21 protein-coding genes and 2 pseudogenes are annotated in these 23,439 nt (G+C 65.7%); 9 read left to right on the top strand and 14 right to left on the bottom strand.

Translation table 11 applies throughout. The features are described from left to right. Nucleotides 1–128 precede the first annotated feature (128 nt). Together HZR81_RS06010 and hmpA are read right to left on the bottom strand one after the other, a co-directional pair. Nucleotides 129–380: a hypothetical protein gene (locus HZR81_RS06010; protein WP_500127581.1), complete on the bottom strand. Its 252-nt coding sequence runs from the start codon at nt 378–380 to the stop codon at nt 129–131. Between the two features lie 50 nt (nt 381–430). Further along, nucleotides 431–1,609 carry an NO-inducible flavohemoprotein gene (gene hmpA / locus HZR81_RS06015; RefSeq protein ID WP_500127582.1) on the bottom strand — a complete coding sequence of 393 codons (1,179 nt, stop codon included), beginning with the start codon at nt 1,607–1,609 and terminating at the stop codon, nt 431–433. A 264-nt stretch (nt 1,610–1,873) separates the two neighbouring features. On the opposite strand from hmpA, the pseudogene HZR81_RS06020 reads away from it, so the two are divergent. Further along, a pseudogene (locus tag HZR81_RS06020) lies at nt 1,874–2,097 on the top strand (DUF2188 domain-containing protein). 11 nt (nt 2,098–2,108) lie between these two features. Here the strand turns inward: HZR81_RS06020 and HZR81_RS06025 are convergent. The 6 genes from HZR81_RS06025 to gcl form a co-directional block, all read right to left on the bottom strand. Continuing rightward, complete coding sequence (locus tag HZR81_RS06025) at nt 2,109–2,957, bottom strand: urea transporter (protein ID WP_500127583.1); 849 nt, start codon at nt 2,955–2,957, stop codon at nt 2,109–2,111. 92 nt (nt 2,958–3,049) lie between these two features. Then, the gene (pyk, locus tag HZR81_RS06030; RefSeq protein ID WP_500127584.1) at nt 3,050–4,465 is read right to left on the bottom strand and encodes a pyruvate kinase; all 1,416 of its coding nucleotides are present in this window, start codon (nt 4,463–4,465) and stop codon (nt 3,050–3,052) included. Nucleotides 4,466–4,521: 56 nt separating this feature from the next. Then, a complete protein-coding gene (locus HZR81_RS06035; RefSeq protein ID WP_500127585.1) occupies nt 4,522–5,793 on the bottom strand; it encodes a glycerate kinase type-2 family protein in 1,272 nt (423 codons plus the stop codon). A 328-nt stretch (nt 5,794–6,121) separates the two neighbouring features. After that, nucleotides 6,122–7,012 carry a 2-hydroxy-3-oxopropionate reductase gene (locus tag HZR81_RS06040; protein WP_019406980.1) on the bottom strand — a complete coding sequence of 297 codons (891 nt, stop codon included), beginning with the start codon at nt 7,010–7,012 and terminating at the stop codon, nt 6,122–6,124. Nucleotides 7,013–7,084: 72 nt separating this feature from the next. Further along, nucleotides 7,085–7,867: a hydroxypyruvate isomerase gene (gene hyi, locus HZR81_RS06045; protein ID WP_500127586.1), complete on the bottom strand. Its 783-nt coding sequence runs from the start codon at nt 7,865–7,867 to the stop codon at nt 7,085–7,087. 177 nt (nt 7,868–8,044) lie between these two features. After that, the gene (gene gcl / locus HZR81_RS06050; protein WP_500127587.1) at nt 8,045–9,826 is read right to left on the bottom strand and encodes a glyoxylate carboligase; all 1,782 of its coding nucleotides are present in this window, start codon (nt 9,824–9,826) and stop codon (nt 8,045–8,047) included. A 252-nt stretch (nt 9,827–10,078) separates the two neighbouring features. Between gcl and HZR81_RS06055 the strand changes: the two genes are divergently transcribed. Next, nucleotides 10,079–10,987: a LysR family transcriptional regulator gene (locus HZR81_RS06055; protein WP_500127588.1), complete on the top strand. Its 909-nt coding sequence runs from the start codon at nt 10,079–10,081 to the stop codon at nt 10,985–10,987. A gap of 5 nt (nt 10,988–10,992) precedes the next feature. On the opposite strand, the gene uraH is transcribed toward HZR81_RS06055, so the two are convergent. Further along, on the bottom strand, nt 10,993–11,403 hold the full coding sequence (gene uraH, locus HZR81_RS06060; protein WP_106442214.1) for a hydroxyisourate hydrolase: 411 nt from the start codon (nt 11,401–11,403) through the stop codon (nt 10,993–10,995). 16 nt (nt 11,404–11,419) lie between these two features. Beyond that, a complete protein-coding gene (locus HZR81_RS06065; protein WP_500127589.1) occupies nt 11,420–11,923 on the bottom strand; it encodes a GlcG/HbpS family heme-binding protein in 504 nt (167 codons plus the stop codon). A gap of 200 nt (nt 11,924–12,123) precedes the next feature. On the opposite strand from HZR81_RS06065, the gene HZR81_RS06070 reads away from it, so the two are divergent. The 5 genes from HZR81_RS06070 (at nt 12,124) to HZR81_RS06090 (ending at nt 16,993) form a co-directional block, all read left to right on the top strand. After that, the gene (locus HZR81_RS06070; RefSeq protein WP_500127590.1) at nt 12,124–12,798 is read left to right on the top strand and encodes a heavy metal response regulator transcription factor; all 675 of its coding nucleotides are present in this window, start codon (nt 12,124–12,126) and stop codon (nt 12,796–12,798) included. Beyond that, nucleotides 12,795–14,153 (top strand): heavy metal sensor histidine kinase, encoded by a 1,359-nt coding sequence (locus HZR81_RS06075; protein WP_500127591.1) that lies wholly within the window; start codon nt 12,795–12,797, stop codon nt 14,151–14,153. Before HZR81_RS06070 ends, HZR81_RS06075 begins: the two co-directional genes overlap by 4 nt. A 75-nt stretch (nt 14,154–14,228) precedes the next feature. Then, nucleotides 14,229–15,020, top strand: a complete 792-nt coding sequence (gene xth / locus HZR81_RS06080; protein ID WP_500127592.1) for an exodeoxyribonuclease III — start codon at nt 14,229–14,231, stop codon at nt 15,018–15,020. A gap of 133 nt (nt 15,021–15,153) precedes the next feature. Further along, nucleotides 15,154–16,413 (top strand): sensor domain-containing phosphodiesterase, encoded by a 1,260-nt coding sequence (locus tag HZR81_RS06085; protein WP_500127593.1) that lies wholly within the window; start codon nt 15,154–15,156, stop codon nt 16,411–16,413. 127 nt (nt 16,414–16,540) lie between these two features. Then, nucleotides 16,541–16,993, top strand: coding sequence for a PA2169 family four-helix-bundle protein (locus HZR81_RS06090; protein ID WP_500127594.1), 453 nt, complete (start codon nt 16,541–16,543; stop codon nt 16,991–16,993). 64 nt (nt 16,994–17,057) lie between these two features. Here HZR81_RS06090 and HZR81_RS06095 read toward each other — a convergent pair whose 3' ends face one another. Continuing rightward, nucleotides 17,058–17,681: a TetR/AcrR family transcriptional regulator gene (locus HZR81_RS06095; RefSeq protein ID WP_270053038.1), complete on the bottom strand. Its 624-nt coding sequence runs from the start codon at nt 17,679–17,681 to the stop codon at nt 17,058–17,060. A gap of 268 nt (nt 17,682–17,949) precedes the next feature. Here HZR81_RS06095 and HZR81_RS06100 point away from each other — a divergent pair. After that, a pseudogene (locus HZR81_RS06100) lies at nt 17,950–18,978 on the top strand (cache domain-containing sensor histidine kinase); the annotation flags it as partial. Nucleotides 18,979–19,107: 129 nt separating this feature from the next. Beyond that, nucleotides 19,108–19,836 carry a methyl-accepting chemotaxis protein gene (locus tag HZR81_RS06105; protein ID WP_500127658.1) on the top strand — a complete coding sequence of 243 codons (729 nt, stop codon included), beginning with the start codon at nt 19,108–19,110 and terminating at the stop codon, nt 19,834–19,836. A gap of 59 nt (nt 19,837–19,895) precedes the next feature. Here the strand turns inward: HZR81_RS06105 and HZR81_RS06110 are convergent, their stop codons facing one another. From HZR81_RS06110 to HZR81_RS06120, 3 genes are all read right to left on the bottom strand, one after another. Beyond that, nucleotides 19,896–20,645, bottom strand: coding sequence for an outer membrane protein OmpK (locus HZR81_RS06110; RefSeq protein ID WP_500127595.1), 750 nt, complete (start codon nt 20,643–20,645; stop codon nt 19,896–19,898). A gap of 260 nt (nt 20,646–20,905) precedes the next feature. After that, complete coding sequence (locus HZR81_RS06115; RefSeq protein ID WP_500127596.1) at nt 20,906–21,733, bottom strand: outer membrane protein OmpK; 828 nt, start codon at nt 21,731–21,733, stop codon at nt 20,906–20,908. An 86-nt stretch (nt 21,734–21,819) separates the two neighbouring features. Beyond that, nucleotides 21,820–23,325 (bottom strand): uracil-xanthine permease family protein, encoded by a 1,506-nt coding sequence (locus HZR81_RS06120; protein WP_500127597.1) that lies wholly within the window; start codon nt 23,323–23,325, stop codon nt 21,820–21,822. Nucleotides 23,326–23,439: the final 114 nt, after the last annotated feature.

A 23,439-nucleotide genomic window follows, 5' to 3' on the forward strand; every position in this document is an offset into this window, starting at 1 on the left:
TCTGAGTGAGGTTCCTCTGATGGAGTTTCATACTGTGGCGAAGTGCAGACGAATGGTTTTCCATATCCGCTGTAGGACTATGGCGTCGTGAAATTACAAGCGAAACGGTAGTTGTCGCTTTGTTGATTTTATATATGTTGGGTCGAGTAACTGGCGAGACGTTCCTGGCGTTCTGCCAGCAGCCGCATCACGTAGCCGATCTTGACTGCGGTCGGGCCGAGAATGACCAGCGAATGGGCAGCGACGATGCCGGCCATCGTCAGTCTGTGGTCGAAGAAGTACGCCCCGGTGATGCCGAGCAGCAGCAACAGCAGGCCGCCAATCATCAAGGCACTGGCGAGGGCCATCAGGTTCAGCGCAGCGGAGCGGGTACGACGCATGGTTCGATCTCCTGTGAAGGAGGCCCGTCCGTGACGAGCCTCGTGATGGGTCAATCGAGGGCAGATGCCGGGCCGAAGAATTCGTAGCGGGTCTGCTGCTCCGGCACGCCCAGGGATTTCAGCTGGCGTTTGATGGCGGCCATGAACGGCTTCGGGCCGAGGAAGTAGGCATCGACGTCACGGTCCGCTGGAAGCCAGTCGGCCAGCTGCTGCTCGGTCAGCCGGCCGATGGCATCCGGTGCATCAACCGAGCCGTCGTGCTCCTCGTAGCAGTAGAAGCGCTGGAGCTGCGTGTGGCGCTCGGCGAGTGCGTCCACGGCGCGGCGGAAGGCGTGCACCCCGGCATTGCGCGCGCAGTGGATGAAGTGCACCGGCCGGGACGTCGCCAGCGCCTGCTCCAGCATCGCCAGGGTCGGGGTGATTCCTACGCCGCCGCTGATCAGCACCAACGGCTTGTTCCCGGGCGCAAGGGTGAACTCGCCTGCCGGCGCGAACAGTTCGACGATCGCGCCCTCCGGCATGTCGTGCAGCGCATTGGAGACCACGCCGCCAGGCTCGCGCTTGACGCTGATGCGATACTCGCGACCGTTGCCGGCAGCGGACAACGAGTAGTTGCGGCGCTCTTCCTTGCCATTGATTTCCAGCCTCAGACCGATGTACTGGCCGGGCAGGAACTCCATCAGCGGCCCGCCATCCTCCGCTTGCAGGTGAAACGAGGTGATCTCCTCGCTCTCCTTGACCTTGCGCGCAATGCGGAACGGGCGCGCGCCGCGCCAGCCTCCCGGCGCTTCGGCCTTGGCCTGGTAGAGGCGTTCTTCCTGGCCGATGAGCAGGTCGGCGAGCTGCTGATAGGCCGCCGCCCAGGCGTCGATTACCGCATCGGTGGCGATGGCCTCGCCAAGCACCTCGCGGATGGCGCGCAGCAAGCAATTGCCGACCAGTGGGTAATGCTCGGGTAGCACCTGCAGGGCGACGTGCTTGTTGATGATCTGCGCCACCAGTGGGCCGAGGGATTCGAGGCGGTCGATATGCCGGGCGTACATCAGCACACCATTGGCCAGTGCGCGTGGTTGCTCACCGCTGGCCTGGTGCGCCTGGTTGAACAGCGGTTTCACCTCGGGATGTTCGCTCAGCAGGAGCTTGTAGAAGTGAGTGGTCAGCGCCTCGCCGCCGCTTTCCAGCAATGGCACGGTGGCTTTGATTAGGGCGATCTGTTCAGCGCAAAGCATTGAATACTCCTCTGGTGGGAAAAACCGGACGGTGTTCGTCGAAGCGAACACGTGCCGTTGTGCCAGAGGCGTTTCAACAATCGTTCCAGGTTGGAATTGACTTGAATCAAGGTTCTCCCGGCCCTCATGGTGAATTTCACCCTCGATCGTCGGGGTGCTAATCACCTTTCATGGTTGTGAGAACCCTGTTGCCGGCGGGGCCGAACCTCGCCGCTTGCCCGCTTTCATATAGGACTCATCAGTCATAACCAAGGAGACAGGCACATGGAGATCTACCACATCACTCACGAAGACGACCGTTGGGTGCTGCGCGAAGACGGCGATCAGCGTGCGTTGATCGAAGCCGCACGGCGCGAGGACATCCTCGACGAGACGCGGGTTACATGAAATTGCGTACATCTCTCGTCAAGGTGCATGCCGAGAATGGCGAGGTCGCGGAAGAGCATCGCTACCCGCAGGAGCAGGACCCACTGGCAACCGGAGGCTGAGGCCTGGCGGGCTATTCGACCCGGTCGGGGCGGGGCGCACGCAGCGTCAGCCCCAGCCAGGTCGCCAGCAGGAACGGCAGGGTCAGGGTCGGCAGGCCCAGCTCGATGCACGCCCGCCAGATCGCCACGGCAGCGAGCATGCCCAAGAGCGGCAGGCGCCAGCCTCCACGCCATTGCGCCAGCGCCAGCGCGGCAAGGGCCGGGTTGAAACCGGCCTGGCCGTCCGCCCAGGGTGCGCCGAACAGGCCCGCAGCCAACAACCCCATCGCCGAGCCCGCCAGCAGCCACAGGGCATCGCGCAAGGAGGCCAGGGCCACGGCCACCAGCAGGCAGGCCGCCGCGAGCGGCGCGTCGAGAAACACCACCTGACCGATACCCAGCAGCCAGGCGGTCAGCAGTGTCGCTGCGTCTGCCGACGGCATACCGGACGAGGTAACCGGCGCCGGCTCGATGAGCCGCACGGTGAGCAGACCGATCAGCACGAAGGGCAGGGTGAAGCCCGGCAGGCCGCCGTTGTGGCGCAGTCGAGCGAGCAGCCAGGCCTGTAGCGGACAGCTGGCCAGCGCCGCCACGCCGACCAGTGCCAGACTGGTGCCGGTCAATCCCAGCAGATGAACCAGCAGCGCGCCCAGTAAGGCAGCGTTGTAACCGTAGAGGCCGTCGTTGCGGTCAGCCGCCGAGTAGCCCAGCCAGCTGGCGCCGACGTGGGCGACCAGCACGCCGCACAGCGCACCGGCGAGCTGCGCTGGGGCACCGCTGGCCAGTGCGAGCATGATCAGCGCCCCGCAGCCGGCATGGCGCTGCAGAATGATCTGGGCGAAGGCATGCAGCACGGCGCGCAGCTGCAAAGAATCGGGCATCGACGAAATCCGAGGCGAGCGCAAGGGCATCGGCTCGCAAGGAGCCGGCGGCGAAGTCGAAGAGAAACGGCCGGGCCAGCGCCCGGCTCCTGTCAGGGCAGGACTTCGATGCGCAGCGAGTTGGTGGTACCCGGCTGGCCCAGTGGCACACCGGCGGTGATCAGCACCGTATCGCCGCTCTCGGCCATGCCCTGCGCCCGTGCCAGCTCGACGGCGTGGCCGCTGACCTGCTCCATGTCGCGCATCGGCGCATCCACTACCGAGTACACGCCCCAGGCCACCGTCAGCTTGCGTGCGGTGGCGGTGCTGGGCGTCAGGCTGAGGATCGGCGTGGCCGGCCGCTCGCGCGAGGCGCGCAGGCTGGAACGGCCGGATTCGGTGTAGTTGACCAGCACCGCCACCGGCAGGATGCCGCTGATGCGGCGGATCGCGCAGCTGATGGCATCCGGCAGGGTCGCCTCGGCGTTGGGCCGGTGCACGTCGAGCTGCGCCTGGAAGTCCGGGCCGCTTTCCACCTGGCGGATGATCTTGCTCATCATGCTCACCGCCTCCAGTGGGTAGTCGCCGGAGGCGGTTTCAGCCGACAGCATCACCGCGTCCGCACCCTCGGCCACGGCGTTGGCCACGTCGGTGACTTCGGCACGGGTCGGGGCCGGGGCGAAGCGCATGGATTCGAGCATCTGCGTCGCAACCACCACCGGGCGGCCGAGCTGGCGGCAGATGCGCACGATGTTCTTCTGGATGCGCGGCACGTTTTCCGGCGGTACCTCCACGCCCAGGTCGCCACGCGCCACCATGATCGCGTCGGACAGCCTGGCGATCTCGCGCAGGTGCTGCACCGCGGAAGGCTTTTCGATCTTGGCCATGAGGAAGGCCCGCTCGCCGATCAGCTTGCGGGCCTCCTGGATGTCCTGCGGGCGTTGCACGAACGACAGCGCCACCCAATCCACGCCCAGTTCGAGGCCGAAGGTCAGGTCCTGGCGGTCCTTCGCCGTCAGCGGCGAGAGCTCCAGCACCGCCTCCGGCACGTTCACGCCCTTGCGGTCGGACAGCTCGCCGCCGGCCACCACCCGGGTCTCGATGGCGTCGGCATGGCGCTCGACGACCGTCAGGCGCAGGCGACCATCGTCGATCAGCAGCTGCATGCCCGGTTCCAGCGCGGCGATGATCTCCGGGTGCGGCAGGTTCACGCGCCGACTGTCGCCCGGTGTCGGGTCCAGGTCGAGACGAAAGGCCTGGTCACGCTCAAGGCGGACCTTGCCGGCGGCGAAACGGCCGACCCTGAGCTTGGGCCCCTGCAGGTCCATGAGGATGCCGATCGGCTGGTTCAGCTCGCGTTCGACCTGGCGAATCCAGGCGAAGCGCTCGGCGTGGTCGCTGTGCTCGCCGTGGCTGAAGTTCAGGCGGAACAGGTTCACGCCGGCCTCGACCAGTGCGCGCACGTCGTCGACGCTGCGGGTGGCCGGGCCGAGGGTGGCGAGAATCTTGACCTTCTTGTCGTGTGTCATGGCGGTGCTCTGGGGCAGTTGTTGTTCTGATGCGCGCCTGAACGAAGCGGAGGCCGTCAATCCGACGACGGCAGGATCAGGATCGCGCGAAAGTCGTTGACGTTGGTGCGCGTCGGGCCGGTGACGATCAGGCTGTCCAGGGCAGCGAAATAGCCATAGCCGTCGTTGTCGGCCAGCGAGTCGGCGGCACGCAGGCCCAGCGCCTCGGCGCGGGCAAAGCTGTCCGGGGTCATCAGCGCGCCGGCGTTGTCCTCCGAGCCGTCGATGCCATCGGTGTCGCCGGCCAGGGCGTAAACGCCGGGCAGACCTTGCAGCGCTTCGGTCAGGGCGAGCAGGAACTCGGCATTGCGCCCGCCGCGTCCGTTGCCGCGCACGGTGACGGTGGTCTCGCCGCCGGACAGGATCACGCAGGGCGCGGCGATCGGCTGGCCGTGCAGCACCACCTGGCGGGCGATGCCGGCATGCACCTTGGCCACTTCGCGTGCTTCGCCTTCCAGATCGCCGAGCATCAGTGGGGTGATACCGGCGTCACGGGCCGCCTGGGCCGCGGCATCGAGGGACTGCTGCGGCGTGGCGATCAGCTGGAAGTGGCTGCGCGAGAGCATCGGATCGCCCGGCTTGAGGGTTTCCGAGCGCGGATCCTCGAGCCAGGCGCGCACATTGGCTGGCACCTCGATGTGGTAACGCTCGAGAATCGCCAGCGCCTCGGCCGACGTGGTGGGGTCGGCGACGGTGGGGCCGGAGGCGATCACCGTGGCTTCGTCGCCGGGCACGTCGGAGATCGCGTAGGTGTACACGCTGGCCGGCCAGCAGGCTCTGGCCAGGCGGCCGCCCTTGATCGCGGAGAGGTGCTTGCGCACGCAGTTCATCTCGCCGATGTGCGCGCCGGAGCGCAGCAGCGCCTTGTTGATCGCCTGCTTGTCCGCCAGCGAGATGCCTTCGGCCGGCAATGCCAGCAATGACGAGCCGCCGCCGGAGAGCAGGAAGATCACCCGATCGCTTTCCTCGAGGTTGCTGACCAGCTCCAGCACACGGCGGGCGACCCGCTCGCCGGCGTCGTCCGGGACCGGGTGTGCGGCTTCCACCACTTCGATACGCCGGCAGTCGGCGTGGTGTTCGTAGCGGGTCACCACCAGTCCGGACAGTTCACCTTCCCAGACCTTCTCGATGGCTTCTGCCATGGCCGCGGCCGCCTTGCCGGCGCCGATGACGATGGCACGGCCGCTGCGGTCTTCGGGCAGATGGTCGGCGAGTACATGGCGCGGATGGGCGGCCTCGATGGCACTGTCGAACAACTGGCGCAGCAGGGCTTGCGGGTCGAGGGTCATCTGAAGCTCCTTGTATGAGGTCTGCAACCGATTCCAGACCTTAGGGCTCGCCAATGCAAGCGCTAAGGTCTGCAATTGAAATCGACCCGCCCGGCAGTCGGGCCGTGACTCCTTGTGCCGGGCGAATCGAAAAGGTGCCGTCTGGTGACGGCGGTCGGGCTGAGATGCGCAGGTCATGCTGGTCGTGGGGAGACGCGATGATTCCGACCTGACGCACCTCTGGCCCGGCCCTTTGAGCGGCGCTGCGCGGGCGTTGCGATGACCCACCACCCGGTCTGTCTGTCCCTGAAGGTGGGGTCGCTGGCCCATTGCAGCGTGCTCGAAGGCTTTACTCCTTGCGGATCGAGAAGTTGGCCATGTGCTCCAGGCCCTTGATCAGCGCCGAATGGTCCCAGCCGCTGCCGCCGATTGCCGCGCAGGTGCTGAACACCTGCTGGGCATTGGCGGTGTTGGGCAGGTTCAGGCCCAGCTCGCGGGCACCGGCCAGGGCGAGGTTGAGGTCCTTCTGGTGCAGGCTGATGCGGAAGCCCGGGTCGAAGGTGCCCTTGATCATGCGCTCGCCGTGCACCTCGAGAATCTTCGAGCCGGCGAAACCGCCCATCAGCGCCTCGCGCACCTTGGCCGGGTCGGCACCGTTGCGTGCGGCGAACAGCAGGGCCTCGGCGACCGCCTGGATGTTCAGCGCGACGATGATCTGGTTGGCCACCTTGGCCGTCTGGCCATCGCCGTTCTCGCCGACGCGGGTGATGTTCTTGCCCATCGCCTGGAACAGTGGCAGCGCGCGTTCGAAGGCCGCTTCGCTACCGCCGACCATGATCGACAGGGTGGCCGCCTTGGCGCCGACTTCACCACCGGATACCGGGGCGTCGAGGTATTCAGCGCCGGTGGCCTTGATCTTCTCGGCGAACTGCTTGGTGGCAGTGGGGGAGATCGAACTCATGTCGATCACCACCTTGCCGGCGCCGACGCCGGCGGCCACGCCATCGGCACGGAACAGCACGTCGTCGACCTGCGGGGTGTCCGGCACCATGACGATGATGAACTCGGCTTCCTGGGCGACTTCCTGCGGATTGGCCAGGCCGATGGCGCCGGCTTCGGTCAGTTCGGCCGGTGCCTGGTCGTGGTGCTGGGACAGGAAGATCTGGTGGCCGGCCTTCTGCAGGTTGATTGCCATGGGCTTGCCCATGATGCCGGTGCCGATGAATCCGATTTTAGCCATGAGTGTTCTCCTCGATTCTGTGGTGCAGGCCGCTGTGCGGCCCGCGTTGCTGCCTGGGCGGCGCGCTGTTGGTCAGATGGCGTTGTGGCTTTTCAGCCAGCCAAGGCCGGCTTCAGTGGTGGTGGCCGGCTTGTACTCGCAGCCGACCCAGCCGTGGTAGCCGATGCGATCCAGGTGCTCGAACAGGAAGCGATAGTTGATCTCGCCGGTGCCTGGCTCGTTGCGTCCGGGGTTGTCCGCCAGCTGGATATGGTTGATCGCGGCCAGGCTGTTCTCGATGGTGCGCGCCAGGTCTCCCTCCATGATCTGCATGTGGTAGATGTCGTACTGCAGGAACAGGTTGGCGTGACCGACCTTGCCGCGGATCTCCTGCGCCTGGGAGGTGTTGTTGAGGAAGAAGCGCGGGATGTCGCGGGTGTTGATCATCTCCATCACCAGGCGGATGCCGGCCTCCTCGAGCTTCTGCGCGGCGTAGCGCAGGTTTTCGATAAAGGTGATTTCCAGCTGGCCGAGATCGGCGCCACGCGGGGCGATGCCGGCCAGGCAGTTGACCTGGGTGTTGCCCAGCACCTTGGCGTAGGCGATGGCCTTGTCCACGCCGGCGCGGAACTCCTCGACCCGCTCCGGCAGGATGGCGATGCCACGCTCGCCGCCGGCCCAGTCACCGGCCGGCAGGTTGAACAGCACCTGGGTCAGCTTGTTGGCATCCAGCTGAGCCTTGATCTGCTCGGCAGGGAAGTCATAGGGGAACAGGTACTCGACACCGGAAAAGCCGGCCTGGGCGGCAGCGGCGAAGCGGTCCATGAAGTCCTGCTCGGTGAACAGCATCGACAGGTTGGCGGCAAAGCGGGGCATGGTTCTCTCCTGATCTGTAGGGATCACATTCGGTTTCGCATTGCGGTGGTGTAGTGGCCACCCTGGGTGTTGCGTTTGCGGTGGATATGCTTCGCGATAGCCACCCTACGGTTGCACTGCGCTGGCGTGGCGTAGGGTGGAAAACCGCGAAGCGTTTTCCACGCGTACGGGTGATGCCTAATCCAGCAATCCAACCGCGGTCGGTGCGTCTTCCCGGCCTGCGGCCAGCGCCTCGAACTCGTTGATCGCGTCGATCTCGGTGCCCATCGCAATATTGGTCACCCGCTCGAGGATCACCTCGATCACCACCGGCACCTGGTGTTCGGCCATCCAGGCCTGGGCCTGCTCGATGGCCGGGCGCAGGTCTTCTTGCTTGAACACACGCAGCGCCTTGCAGCCCAGGCCCTCGACCACCGCGACGTGATCGACGCCGTAACCTTCCATGCCGCTCTGGTCGGCATTGATGTTCTCGAAGCCGAGCTGCACGCAGTAATCCATGTCGAAGCCGCGCTGCGCCTGGCGGATCAGCCCGAGGTAGGCGTTGTTCACCAGGATGTGCAGGTAGGGCAGCTTGAACTGCGCACCGACGGCCAGTTCCTCGATCATGAACTGGAAGTCGTAGTCGCCCGACAGCGCCACCACCTTGCGCGCCGGGTCGGCGGCAACCACACCGAGCGCCGCCGGAATGGTCCAGCCGAGCGGGCCGGCCTGGCCGCAGTTGATCCAGTTGCGCGGCTGGTAGACGTGCAGGAACTGCGCGGCGGCGATCTGCGACAGGCCGATGGTGCTGACGTAGCAGGTGTCCTTGCCGAAGGCATTGTTCATGCACTGGTACACGCGCTGCGGCTTCATCGGCACGCTGTCGAAGTTGGTCTTGCGCAACATCGTGCGCTTGCGTTCCAGGCAGTCGGCGGCCCAGGCGCGGCGATCCGGCAGACGGCCTTCGGCCTTGCGCGCCTTGGCCACGTCGACGAACAGCTCCAGCGCGGCGCGGGCATCGGAGACGATGCCGTAGTCCGGCGCGAACACCCGACCGATCTGGGTCGGCTCGATGTCGACGTGGACGAAGGTGCGGCCCTTGGTATAGGTCTCCACGGAGCCGGTGTGACGGTTGGCCCAGCGGTTGCCGATGCCGAGCACGAAGTCGGATTCGAGCAGGGTCGCGTTGCCGTAGCGGTGGCTGGTCTGCAGCCCGCACATCCCGGCCATCAGCGGATGGTCGTCGGGGATCGAGCCCCAGCCCATCAGCGTCGGGATCACCGGCACGCCCACGGTCTCGGCGAATTCCACCAGCAAGGTCTCGGCCGCGGCGTTGTAGATGCCGCCACCGGCGACGATCAGCGGGCGCTCGGCGGCGCAGAGCATGTCGATGGCTTTCTCGATCTGCTTGCGGGTTGCCGCCGGCTTATAGACCGGCAGCGGCTCGTAGGTGTCGACGTCGAACTCGATCTCGGCCATCTGCACGTCGAACGGCAGGTCGATCAGCACCGGGCCGGGGCGGCCGGAGCGCATCACGTGGAAGGCCTGCTGGAATACGCGCGGGACCAGTGCCGGCTCGAGTACGGTGACCGCCCACTTGGTGACCGGCTTGGCGATGGACTCGATGTCCACGGCCTGGAAATCTTCCTTGTGCAGGCGGGCACGCGGTGCTTGCCCGGTGATGCAGAGGATCGGAATGGAGTCGGCGGAAGCCGAGTACAGGCCGGTGATCATGTCGGTGCCGGCCGGGCCGGAGGTGCCGATGCACACGCCGATGTTGCCTGGCTTGGCACGGGTATAGCCCTCGGCCATGTGCGAGGCACCCTCGACGTGGCGGGCGAGGATATGACGGATGCCGCCATCGGCCCGCAGGGCGGAATACAGCGGATTGATCGCGGCTCCGGGGATGCCGAAGGCGGTGTCGATGCCTTCCTTGCGCAACACCGCGACGGCGGCATCGATTGCTCTCATTCGGGCCATTGTTCTTCCTCCTGATTCTTGGAATCACGATCTGCTGCGCGTCGGCCCTGCTGCGTTAAAACCAGGCTCGGAATGCTCATTTGCACCAGCAAACTCCGCTTCCTCGCCTGCTTTTGCCTTGCAGGTCTCTAGCTCGCTAGATCGTGGCTTTCTTTTTATTCGATAGTTTTTATACGTGGCCCAAGCATGCCGCCCTGGATTCTGTGGCGGAATTGGCCGAGACTTCAGTTCTGTCGATATCAGGAGTATCGAATGGATCGCTATACGACCCTGCGCAGCTTCGTGCTGGTGGCCGACTGCGGCAGCTTCGCCGCCTCCGCGCACAAGGAGAACGTCACCCCGGTGGTGATGGGGCGGCGGCTGGATGCGCTGGAGCGGCATCTGGGCGTCAAGCTGATGCACCGCTCCACCCGCGGCCTGTCGCTGACCGATCTGGGCGAGCAGTATCTGGAGCGCGCCCGCGGGCTGCTCAAGGACTTCGATGAAGTGGATGCCAGCATCAGCCACGACCGCATCTCGGTACGCGGCCATCTGGTGGTGTCGGCGCCGGCGGCATTCGGGCGGCGGCATATCGGCCCGCACGCACCGGCGTTCCAGGCGCGCTACCCGGACCTGCAACTGTCGTTCAACTTCACCGACAGCGTGGTCGACCTGGTGCGCCACGGTTACGACATGGGCATTCGCATCGGCGAGGTGACCGACCCCAACTATGTGGCGGTGCGGCTGTTTCCGAACAGGCGGGTGGTCTGTGGCTCGCCGGAGTACTTCGCCCGCCACGGTACGCCGACGGCATTGGAAGAGCTGACCGAGCACAACTGCCTGGCCTTCAACCTGCAGGGCGGTCAGCAGCGCGGCTGGACCTTCCTGCGCGACGGCCGGCAGGTGGCGATCCGCGTGGCCGGCAATCTGGACTGCAATGACGGCGAGCTGCTGTTCGATTGGGTCAAGCAGGGCCTGGGCATCGGCTGGCGCTCGACCTGGGAGATCCAGGCCGAGCTCAAGCGCGGCGAGCTGGTCACGGTACTCGACGAGTACGCGCTGCCGGCCTACGACATCCAGGCGGTCTACCCGCAGCAGCGCTACCTGCCGGCCAAGGTGCGTTTCTTCATCGACTACCTGAAGGACATCTACAACGCACCGGGCTACTGGGAAGTGCGCTGAGCGACTCAGTTGCCGCGGTAGGTGGAGAAGCCGTAGGGGCTCAGCAGCAGCGGGATGTGGTAGTGCTCGACGCTGCCATCGGCTTCGAAGATCACCGGAACTTCGGGGAAAAAGGTACTGGCCTTCTGCGCGGCGAACCAGTCGCCGGTCTTGAAGGTGACGCGATAGGTGCCTTTCTCCAGCGCCTTGCCTTCCGGGTAGAGCGCCGTGATCCGACCCTGCGCGTTGGTCTCGCCGCTGTTGAGTGATTTCCAGGTGTCACCCTGACGTTGTTCCAGGGTGACGCGCACATCTGGCGAGGGCAGACCGTTTTCCAGGTTCAGCACGTGCACGCTGAGCGGGTTGCCAGCTGCGAGGGTGAGACCGGACAGGCCACTGAGCATCAAGCCGGCGGCGATTGAACGTAGTGCTTTCATGGTGTTTTCCTTTTCTTCAGTGGGAGGAGGGCAGCAGTTTTTCGATGGCGGCCACGGCGCAGGCCTCGTCGTTCCTGGCACCGCCGGCGCCGGCCACGCCGATGGCTCCGATCACCTCGTCGCCGACCTTCAGCGGCACGCCACCGCCGAGCAGCAGCAGTTCGTCCAGGGTGTTGAGGTTGGCGGCATCCGGCGTGCTGGCGGCGCGTTCGGCGAACAGGCGGGTCGGCGTCTTGCTCGACAGCGCGGTGTAGGCCTTGCGCTGCGCCGCGAGGGTGTTGTGCGGACCGACGTTGTCGTCGCGGCGCAGGGCGACCAGGTTGCCGCCGCGATCGACCACGGCGACTACCGCGGTGCGGTTCTGCGCATGGCAGGCATCCAGGGTCTGCTGGATCAGGCCGTCGGCCAGCGCCAGCGAGACGTTCTGCTGGGTGATCGGCATCGGCGTGGCGGCGTTGGCGCTCAGGGCCGGGGTAAGCACTGCCAGGGCCAGCAGTGACAGTGTGGCGGCGATACGCATATCGGTTTTCCTTGGGTGACGTGGCTTCGGGGTGCATGGTGCCGATGCCTGCCCGTCAGAACCGTTGCCAGCGCATTACGCTTTTGTAATGGCTGGTAGTCGCCGGCTCCCATAACCTAGCGGGCCGTTGAAGAACTACCCGCGTTGCCATCGCTGACGTTCTTCAACGGCCTGCGACGCACATTTGGCAAGGTGACCCGATGCGAATTCTGGTGGTGGAGGACGAGGCCAAGACGGCCGATTACCTCAAGCGAGGGTTGGAGGAGTCCGGCTACCGGGTGGAGGTCGCGCGCAACGGCGTCGACGGCAAGCACCTGATCGAGGAGGAAACGTTCGATCTGGTAATCCTCGACGTCATGCTGCCCGGGCTCGATGGCTGGCAGCTGGTGCAGGTGGTGCGCCAGCGTTCGGCGCACACGCCGGTGCTGTTCCTCACCGCCCGCGATGCGGTGGAAGACCGGGTGCGCGGGCTGGAACTGGGCGCCGACGACTATCTGGTCAAGCCGTTTTCCTATGCCGAGCTGCTGGCGCGGGTACGCACCCTGCTGCGTCGCGGCCCGCCGCGCGAGGTCGAACGTTTCCACGTCGCCGACCTGGAGCTGGACCTGCTGCGCCGCCGCGTCACCCGTCAGGGCGAGCGCATCAACCTGACCAGCAAGGAATTCGCCTTGCTGCATCTGCTGCTCAGCCGTCAGGGCGAGGTGCTGTCCCGCGCGCAGATCGCCTCGCAGGTCTGGCAGATGAACTTCGACAGCGATACCAATGTGGTCGACGTGGCGATCCGCCGCCTGCGCGCCAAGGTCGACGATCCGTACCCGCTCAAGCTCATCCACACCGTGCGCGGCATGGGCTACGTGCTGGACATCTCGGCATGAGACTGTTGCCACGCTCACTCAGCCTGCGCCTGGCACTGGCCTTCGCCCTCGTCGCGGTGGTGCTGCTCGGTGCCATCGGCCTCTACCTGTATCGCTCGCTGGAGCGCGAGATCGTCTGGCGCGACGACCAGGCGCTGCTCGGCCGGCTGGAGCGCATGCAGGCACTGCTGGATGACAGCGCCAGCATCGACGCGCTGCGCCAGCGGCCGCAGCTCTACGAGAACATGCTGGGCAACCGCGACAGCCTACTCTGGCTGCTGGATGCCCAGGGGCGCGCGCTGATCGAGATCAACCCGGCGCGGCTGCCCATTCCGACGTTGCCGGCCAGCGACGCTGCGGCGCTGCAGGATATCGGCGAGGCGCGGCTGGCCTGGCGGCGGCTGCCGGGCGAGGCGGGGCTGACGTTGGTGGCCGGGCGCCTGCTCGCCGAGCGCGAACAGATGCTCGCGGCTTACCGTGTCAAGCTCTGGTGGGCGCTGAGTGTCGGCGCGCTGCTGGCGTCCGTGCTCGGCTGGCTGATCAGCCGGCGCGCGCTACGCCCGGTGCGCCAGCTGACGCGTCAGGCCCTGGCGATCGACGTGCAGCACCTGCACCTGCGCCTCGACGACTCGACCGTGCCGAGCGAGCTGGAACCGCTGCGCGCGGCGCTGAACCAGATGTTGGGCCGGCTGGAACAGGGTTTCGCCCGACTGTCGCGCTTCAGCGAGGACCTGGCCCACGAGATGCGCACGCCATTGGGCAACCTCATGGGCCAGACCCAGCAACTGCTGCACCGTGCCCGCTCGGTGGAGGATTACCAGGCGCTGCTGGTCTCCAATCAGGAGGAGTACGAGCGCCTGGCGCGGATGATCGACAACATGCTGTTCATCGCGCGTGCCGAGCAGCCGGCGGCGGCCATCGAGCGGCAGCGCTTTGCACTGCCGGCACTGGTCGAGCAACTGTGCGACTACTTCGAAGGCGTCGCCGAAGAGCGCGGCATCCAGCTGCTCGACGAAAGCGAGGGCGAGCTGTGCGGCGACCCCGAACTGATCCGCCGGGCGCTGGCCAATCTCGTCGCCAACGCGCTGCGCTACGGCGCGGCCGACAGCCCGGTGCGCATCGTCAGCGCTACGGGGGACGGCTGGCGGCGCGTCAGCGTGATCAACCAGGGCTCGCCCATCGCCCCGGAGCATCTGCCACGCCTGTTCGACCGCTTCTACCGCTGCGACCCTTCGCGCGCCGAGCCGGGCGACTCCGGTGGACTGGGGCTGGCCATCGTACGTTCGATCGCGCAGCTGCATGGCGGCGAGGTGGAGGTGCACAGCGACGCCAGCGCGACCCGCTTCACCCTGTGCTTGCCGGCTGATCCCGACTGACGGCGCCCAAGGATAGATGCCGGCCCGTGAGGTCACAGCTAAGGTGAATATCACCAGCTGAGCAGAGAGGCGCTTGTGGATCGTCTGAAAATCGCCACCTTCAACATCAACGGCATCCGGGCGCGCCTGCCCAACCTGCTCGAATGGCTCGAGCGCGAGCAGCCCGACGTGGTCTGTCTGCAGGAACTCAAGGCGCAGGATGCCGACTTCCCCATCGACGACATCCGCGGCGCCGGCTATGGCGCCATCTGGCACGGGCAAAAGTCCTGGAACGGCGTGGCGATCCTCGCCCGTGACAGCGAGCCGCTGGAGATCCGCCGCGGCCTGCCCGGCGACCCGGACGACAGCCACAGCCGCTATTTGGAGGCCGCGGTGCACGGGGTGATCGTCGCCAGCCTCTATCTACCCAACGGCAACCCGCAGCCGGGGCCGAAGTTCGACTACAAGCTGAGCTGGTTCGAGCGGCTGATCGAGCACGCCGCAGGCTTGCTCGCCAGCGGGCATCCGGTGGTGCTGGCCGGCGACTACAACGTGGTGCCGACCGACGAGGACATCTACAACCCGCGCTCCTGGCTGAAGGACGCGCTGCTGCAGCCGGAAAGCCGCGAATGTTTCGAGCGCCTGCTGGCGCAGGGCTGGACCGACGCGTTGCGCGCCAAATACCCGGACGAGCGCATCTACACCTTCTGGGACTACTTTCGACAGCACTGGCAGAAGAACTCCGGGCTGCGCATCGACCACCTGCTACTCAGCCCGGACCTCGCGCCGCGGCTGCAGGACGCCGGCGTGGATCGCTGGGTGCGCGGACAGGAACATGCCAGTGACCACGCGCTGACCTGGATCAGCCTGGCGCGCGAGGCGGACTGATCGTCACGGCGGTCGTGCCATGGGCGCGACCGCCCGGATGAGAGGCTGCGTGGCGGCTGGTTGTTGCGCAGCGGATGTGACCGGCCGATAACCCGGCGGGTTATGCAGCACGGCGTAGACCTTGGAGGTAAGGATGCTTGGAAATTTGAGGCCGATTGCAGCCGCTCAGGATCTGAGCGATCCGCTCGCCGTGCTGGCGAAGCTGGAAGCCGGCAATGTGCCGATCGGCTCCATGCTGTGCGAGGCGCTGCATGCGGTGCGCAGCCATCTCGGAATGGAAGTCGCGTTCATCGCCGAGTTCAGCGAGGGGGCCCGGGTGTTCCGCCATGTCGATGGGCGGACCGAGCACCTGGTGCTGTCTGTCGGCGACTCCAATCCGCTGGAAGAGAGCTACTGCCAGCGCGTCGTCGATGGCCGCCTGCCGGAATTGATCAACGACGCCACCCAGCTGCCTGCGGCGCTGGAGCTGCCGGTTACCCGGGAACTGCCGGTCGGCGCGCACCTGAGTGTGCCGATCCGTTTCAGCGACGGCGGTGTGTACGGCACCTTCTGCTGCTTCAGCACGCGGCCGGATGGCAGCCTGAACGAGCGCGATCTCAACACGCTGCGGCTGTTCGCTGCCTTCGCCGGGCGGCTGCTGGAGACTCAGGCGAAAAGCCAGCAGAGCTGCGCCAGCAAGCGCAGCCGGATCGAGAGCGTGCTGGCCGAGCGGAGCTATGGGGTCGTCTACCAGCCCATCGTGCATCTGGTGGAGAACCGCATCGTCGGCCACGAGGCGCTGGCGCGCTTCCGCGCCGACCCGCAGCGCACGCCGGACAAATGGTTCGATGAAGCGGGCCAGGTCGGGCTGCAGAAGGAACTGGAGATCGCCTTGATCGAGGCCGCGCTGCAGGGCTTCGACCGTTTACCGGCCGACAGCTACCTGTCGCTCAATGTCTCGCCCGAAACCATCCTGGCCGGGGCGGTCGGCGAGGTGCTCGCCCGCCAGCCACTGGACCGGCTGATGCTGGAAGTCACCGAACATGCCCTGGTGCAGGACTACGAGCGGCTCGCCGAGGCACTAAAACCGCTGCGCCGCGAGGGCCTGCGGCTCGCCGTGGACGATGCCGGCGCCGGCTACGCGAGCTTCCGCCACATCCTCAAACTCAAGCCGGACGTCATCAAGCTCGACGCCAGTCTGATCCGCAACGTCGACAGCGATACCGGCTGCCGTGCGCTGGCCGCAGCGCTGATCCGCTTCGCCGAGGAAACCGGCTGCAAGGTGGTCGCCGAGGGGGTCGAAACGCAGGAAGAGCTGGCCATGCTGCGTCGCCTGGAGGTGAACAAGGCCCAGGGTTACCTGCTCGGTCGGCCGGCACCTTTGGGCCCGCTCGCGAAGGCCAACCGAACGTAGCACGCGTCCAGCTACTGCTGGCGCCTCGGTCTGGTTTCGCTGAACCTTTGGCGCCAGCCGGCAGTCGACTGCTAACACCGGCCGCCATCTGCGGCCTTCTCCGAGTCGACCTGCCAGGAGGTACGAGATGGACACGAAAGAGACGATTTCCGTGCTCAACGATCTGATTGAGACCTGCAAGGATGGGGAAAAGGGCTTTCTCGAATGTGCCGAGGATCTGCGCGACCCGCAGCTCAAGAGCACCATGAACCAGCGCTCGCGCGATTGCGCCACCGCCGCAGCCGAACTGCAGCAACTGGTGCGCTCGATGGGTGGCGATCCGGAGACCAGCACCAGCCTCTCGGCCGACATGCACCGCCGCTGGGTCGACCTCAAGGCGATGATCACCGGCAAGGATGATGAGGCGATTCTCAACGAGTGCGAGCGCGGTGAGGATGTGGCGGTCAAGAGCTACCGCAAGGCGCTGGAAAAAGACCTGCCGGCCGAGGTGCGGATCGTGGTCGAACGTCAGTACCAGGGCGTACAACGCAACCATGATCAGGTGAAGGCTTTGCGCGACGCGGCCCGCGCCCGGAGCTGATGCTTCCCCAGCCAGTCAGAGTTGAAGAACGCCAGCGCATGCTGGCGTTTTTCGTTTCCGCCGGTCAGTCGGCCTGAACCGGTTCGGCGATTTCGCAACCCTTGAGCACCAGGCGAATGATGGTGTCGGCCGCCGCATCGTAGTCGGCCTCGTCGAGGCGGTTCTTGCCGGTGACGGTGCTGATCTGCCAGTCGAAGTCGGCATAGGTCTGGGTCGCGGCCCAGATGCTGAAGAGCAGGTGGCTGGGGTCGATGGGGGCCATCAGACGCTGGTCGATCCAGCCCTGAATGCAGGCGATGTTGTGGGCGGCCTGGGCGTTGAGCTGGGCGGTGCGCTCCGGTGACAGGTGCGGGGCGCCATGCATGATCTCGCTGGCGAACACCTTGGAGGCATAGGCGTGATCGCGGGAGATGCGGATCTTGGTGCGGATGTAGGCGCGCAGCACCTCGGCCGGATGCCCGGGCTGATTGAACGGTGCCGAGGCTTCGAGCAGCGGTTCGACGATGCTCTCCAACACCTCGCGATAGAGGTTTTCCTTGGACTTGAAGTAGTAGTAGACGTTGGGCTTCGGCAGCCCGGCGCGGGCGGCGATGTCGCTGGTCTTGGTGGCGGCGAAGCCCTTTTCCGCGAATTCCTCGCTGGCGGCTCGCAGGATCACGTCTCGGTTGCGCTCTCGAATGCTGGACATGCGGACCTGTTTGGCTGGCGCCGCCCGGCCTGGCGGCGGTTCGGCATGCTAGCACTCGCTTCTTTGCGGCCTCAACCGAGCCGCCATCCGTCGGTTCAGCGCGAGCCAAGGCTAAACGCCATCAAGTTCGCGGCGGCCATGCCGCTAAATGACCTTGCGTGCGTCATAAATTGTGTACAGTAATGGCACTTTGATGTGTCCAATAATAACGCGAGGGCCTTCCATGCAGTTCTTCAAGCGCAGCATTCAGTGGCAATTGATCCTCAGCATGGGCGCGGCGCTGCTGGCGAGCCTGCTGATCGTCATCCTGGTGTATGCCTCGGCTGTCGAGCGCCTCGCCGAGCGCTACCTGCTCGACGAGGCGTTGTCGGCGAATATCAATGCCATCCGCAACGATATCGAGCGCACCCTGGCGGCTCCCATCACCGCCACCGCCGGAATCGCCGGCAACACGCTGGTGCACGACTGGCTGATCCAGGGCGAGGATTCGCGGCAGGCCGAGGCCATCGGTCGCTACCTCAATGGTGTGAAAGCCCAGCAGAACGCGCTGACCACCTCGGTCGCGGTGCTTGGCAGCGGCCACTACTACTCCGACGCCGGGCTGAGCCGGACCCTGTCACGCTCGACACCGGCCGATGGCTGGTTCTACAGCCTGGTGGACGGCGCCCTCGAACGCCGGGTGGAGCTGGACGTCGACAAGGCCACCGGCCAGCCGACCCTGTTCATCAACCAGCGCATCAGCGCCGGCGGACGAGTGCTTGGCGTGGCCGGGCTGGGTTACAGCCTGAGCGCCATGTCCGCACTGATCGCCGACTTCCGCTTTGGCGAGCGCGGCGAGGTCTATCTGGTCGGCAGCGATGGCCAGGTGAAAATCCATCCGCGCAGCGAGCACAACGGCCGCGCCGCGCTGGCCGAGTTGGCCGGCACGCAAGCTGCGCGGCAGCTGGAAGCCCAGGCCGGACAGGTGGTGCGTTTCGAGCGTGCTGGAGAAACGTTTCTGGCCATGGCGCAACCGCTGGATGGGCTCGGCTGGACGCTGATCGCCGAGGTGCCCGAGGCGGAAATCTTTGCCGAGGCGCGTCGTACGCTCTGGACGACCAGCCTGATCGGTTCGGCTATCGGTCTGTTCTTTCTCGGCGTGATCGTCCTGCTGGCGCGCGGCTTGGTTCGGCCGATTCGCCAGGTCACGGCGGCGCTGGTGGAAATCGGTGGTGGCGGTGGCGATCTCACCCGCCGTCTGGACGAAAGCCGTGCCGACGAGCTCGGCGACCTGGCGCGTGGCTTCAATCGGTTCATCGGCAGCCTGCGCAGCCTTATCGGCGATGTGCTCAAGACCAGCGAACAGCTGCGCAGTGCGGTCGGGCAGGTGGCGCGGGTGGTGGACGACACCGCGGTGCGTGCCGGGCGGCAGCACGAGATGACCGACATGGTGGCCACTGCGGTGCACGAAATGGGGCTCACCGTGCAGGAGATCGCGCGCAACGCCAGCAATGCGGCGCAGGCCTCCCAGGGCGCCCGCAGCGAGGCGCTCGAGGCGCGTCAGGTGGTCGGCGAGTCGATCGGGCATATCGAGCGGATGTCGGGCGACATTGGCCAGGCCGCGGGCTCTGTGACCGAACTGGCGCAGCAGGTGGCCTCCATCGATCAGGTGCTGGCGGTGATCCGCAGCATTTCCGAACAGACCAATCTGCTGGCCCTCAACGCCGCCATCGAGGCCGCCCGCGCCGGCGACATGGGCCGTGGCTTCGCCGTGGCCGCCGATGAGGTGCGCACCCTGGCCAGCCGCACCCAGGTCTCGACCGACGAGATCCAGCAGATGATCGGACGGCTGAAGAACGGCGCCGAAACCGCCGTCAGCGCGATGCACGCCGGCCAGGCCGCAACGGGTACCGGTGTTCAGGCCAGCCAGCGCACCGGCCAGTCCCTGCAGGCGATCACTGCCCAGGTGGAAGCCATCAGCGACATGAACACCCAGGTCGCCGCCGCGACCGAGGAGCAGAGCAGCGTCACCGAGGAGATCACCCACAACGTGCAGGGCATCGCCGATCTGGCCCAGGCAACCGCGCAGGACGTGCAGGGTTGCCGGGCCGACTGCCAGACGCTATCGAAGCTGGCCGAGGACCTCGGCCGGCAGATGGGCAGCTTCCGCCTGTAGACGACGGAGCCGCCGAAATGAAAACGGGCGCCTCTCGGCGCCCCTTTTATTCTCGACCTTTAGAAGTGCGCCTTGACGATGGCGCTGAAGGTGTTCTGGTCGGTCTTGCCGACGAAGTTGTCGCTTACGAAACCGCCATCCTCGATGCCGTACTTGTTGGTCCAGTAGTCGTATTCGATACCGACGTACAGCTGCTTCTCGCCCCAGTTCAACGCCTTGCCCAGGTCGTACTTGATCTGCGGATTGAAGTGGAAGTTGGCGTGGTATTCCTCGCCACGGGAGTTGCGGTCGTTGTCCACCACCCAGTCGATGAAGCCGTCGATCAGGATGTCGGAATTGCCCACCGGCAGGGTGTAGCCCCACACCGGGGTGATCTGCCAGACGCCATCGCCCACGCGGTCACCATCGGTGTCGCGGTGATAGATGTTGACGGAGAAGTAGTCGAAGCCGGGGACATTCAGGTCGAAGCCCGGGCCGATCATGTAGGTTTCCACATCGCCTTCGCCGAACTCGTAAGTCATGGCGACCAGCACGTCCTTGATCGGACCGAAGCTCAGGTCCCGCTGAAGGATCTTGCCGAACGACAGGCGCGGCGAGAATTCGCCGTAGAAGGTGCTGTCATCGCGCCCGTTGTCGTTGCCCTTGCCGTTGTAGTGGATCGAGTCGACGAAGAAGAAGGTGTCGCCGTACTTCCAGCCATTGACGTGCTCGAAGGTGACGGTCTGCTGAATCGGCGAATCGATCTTGTAATCCTTGCCGTACAGGTAGGTCAGGCTGTTGCTGTGCCAGTGCAGCAGCCCTTCGGCCATCGCCGGAGCTGACAGCAGGCTGCCGGCGACTGCGGCTGCGATGGGAGAGTCTTCAGGTGCATGGTGGTGCTCCTAGGGTCGATGGTGGCTTTTTGTTGTCATTGTCGTCCAATGCCGTCGTGGCGAGAAGCGCCTAACGCCTCGGCTCGCGGCTGAATTAGCCGCATTGACTCGGACATGGCGTCGCAGTATGCCGATTGCCGGCGATGCTGCCGGCCCGATCTGCAGCGTTCATGCCTGGTGGGCCGGCTTGCGTCTGGTCAGAAGTGCGCCTTGACGATGAAGTTGACCACGTTGTTGTCGGTGTTGAAGACGTGGCTGTCTTCGATGCCGTATTTGTTGCTCCAGTAGTCGTATTCGACGCCCACATAGAGCCTGCCGGCCCCGTGGTCCAAGGCCTTGCCGAGGTCGTACTTCACCTGCGGATTGAAGTGGAAGTTCTTCGCCAGGTAGTTGCCGCGAGCCTTGGAGCCGGCGTCGTTCACCACCCAGTCGATATAGCCGTCGAACAGGATGTCGGACTTGCCCAGCGGGATGGTCATGGCCCAGGTCGGGGTGATCTGCCATTGGCCACTTGGCTTGCCGGTGGCGCCGTCGGGCTTGCGGTAGTAGGTGTTGATGGCGAAACGGTCGAAGCCCGGCACGCTGAGGTCGACGGCCGGGCCGAGCAGGTAGTTCTGGTTCGGCGTGCCGTTGGCCAGGCTTTCGCCACGTTCGTAGGTGGCCGAGATCAGCACGTCCTTCACCGGCCCGAATGACAGGTCCGTGCCGCTGAGTTTCCCGAGCGACAGCCGCGGGCTGAACTCACCGTAGTAGGTGCGGCCGTCCTTGCCCGTGTGGCCGTTGAACCACTTGTGGTCGACGAACAGGAACATGTCGCCCCAGTTCCAGCCGCTGGCGTGTTCGAAGGTGATGGTCTGCTGGATCGAGGCCTCGCGGCCGTCCTCGCCCGAGTCAACGGCGAAGTTCTTGCCGTACAGATAGGTCAGGCTGTTGTTCTGCCAATGCATGAGGTCGGCGGCGAGGGCAGGGGTCGCCAACAGGGCGCCGGTGAGCGCCAGGCAGCAGGGAGCAGTCTTCAGTCGCATGGGATATTCCCTTGTGTTTTTTGTTATAGGCAGGGCCGCACGACCGGGAACGTTCCGGTCGTACGGTTTGTAACGAAGTGGCGTGATCAGCCTTTGAAATCGGCGCCTGCTGGTTGCGGCATGGCGTCGCGCCGGTGGCCGTCGTGCTCCCGGTAATCGGGAATGTTCACCGACAGGGTGTTGGTGCCCACGGCATCCTCGATCAGCTCTTCCGGATCGAAGACATCCGCTTCGCTCGGCTCGCGGGGCAGGAACAGATTGAGCAGGATGGCGCTGAAGGCACCGATGGTGATCGGCGAGCCGAAGATGTTCTTCAGCACGTCGGGCATCGCGCTCAGCACTTCCGGCACGCCGGCCACGCCGAGGCCCAGGCCGAGGGAAATGGACACGATCAGCATGTTGCGCCGGTGCAGGCCGGCTTCGGCGAGGATCTTGATGCCGGCAATGGCCACGGTGCCAAACATGATCAGCGTGGCGCCGCCGAGCACCGGCTTGGGCATCGCCTGCAGCACGCCGCCGACTACCGGGAACAGGCCCAGCAGGATCAGCAGCCCGGCGATGTAGAAGCCCACGTGACGGCTGGCCACGCCGGTCAGCTGGATCACGCCGTTGTTCTGGCTGAAGGTGGTCATCGGCAGGCTGTTGAACACCGCCGCGGTGGCCGAGGCGCAGCCGTCGGCGAGAATGCCGGACTTGATGCGGCGCATGTACAGCGGGCCGCGCACCGGCTGGCGCGAGATCATCGAGTTGGCGGTCAGATCGCCGGCGGTTTCCAGCGGCGTGATGAGGAAGATCACGGCGATCGGAATGAAGGCCATCCAGTCGAAGGCGAAGCCGAAGCGGAATGGCTGCGGCACGCTGACCATCGGCAGCTCGGCGAGGCCCGACAGATCGACCTTGCCCATCGCCAGCGCCACGGCGTAACCGACGGAGAGCGCGACGATCACCGCGGACAGCCGCAGCACCGGCCAGGGGAAGCGGTTGAGCAGCACGATGATGCCGATCACCAGACCCGCCAGCGCCAGGTTCGGCAGGGCGCCGAGGTCGGGCGCGCCGTAGCCTCCGGCGATGTCGGTCATCGCCACCTTGATCAGCGATAGGCCCATCAGACAGATGATGGTGCCGGTCACCACCGGTGTGATCACCCGGCGCAGCTTGTTGATGCACTGGCTGAAGGCGATTTCGACGAAAGCTGCGCAGAAGCTCACGCCGAACAGCGTGGCGAGGATTTCCTCCGGCGAGCCGCCGCGCGCCTTGACGATGAAGCCGGCGCTGAGAATCGCGCTGAGAAAACCGAAGCTGGTGCCCTGCAGGCAGAGCAGGCCGGAGCCGATCGGGCCGATGCGTTTGGCCTGGACGAAGGTGCCGAGGCCGGAGACGAACAGCGCCATGCTGACCAGATAGGGCACGTAGGCACCCAGGCCCAGGGCACTGCCGACGATGAGGGTGGGGGTGATGACGCCGACGAAGCTCGCCAGAACGTGCTGCAGCGCCGCGAAGAGTGCCGGGAGGGGAGCCGGGCGATCGTCCAGCCCGTAGATGAGATCCTGCTGGGGTGCAGCGCTACCGCTGCTCGTATCGGTTGCGGTCATGGTCAAGCCTGCCATTTGTTGTTGTACGGTCATGGGCTTTCGAGGGTCACGGCACCTCTCTCCGCGGCGACGGCTATAGGGCTGGCGTCGGGATGACCTGACTATAGCAATCTG

Source organism: Pseudomonas sp. LM13 (genome assembly GCF_041381355.1).
Classification (GTDB): domain Bacteria; phylum Pseudomonadota; class Gammaproteobacteria; order Pseudomonadales; family Pseudomonadaceae; genus Stutzerimonas; species Stutzerimonas frequens.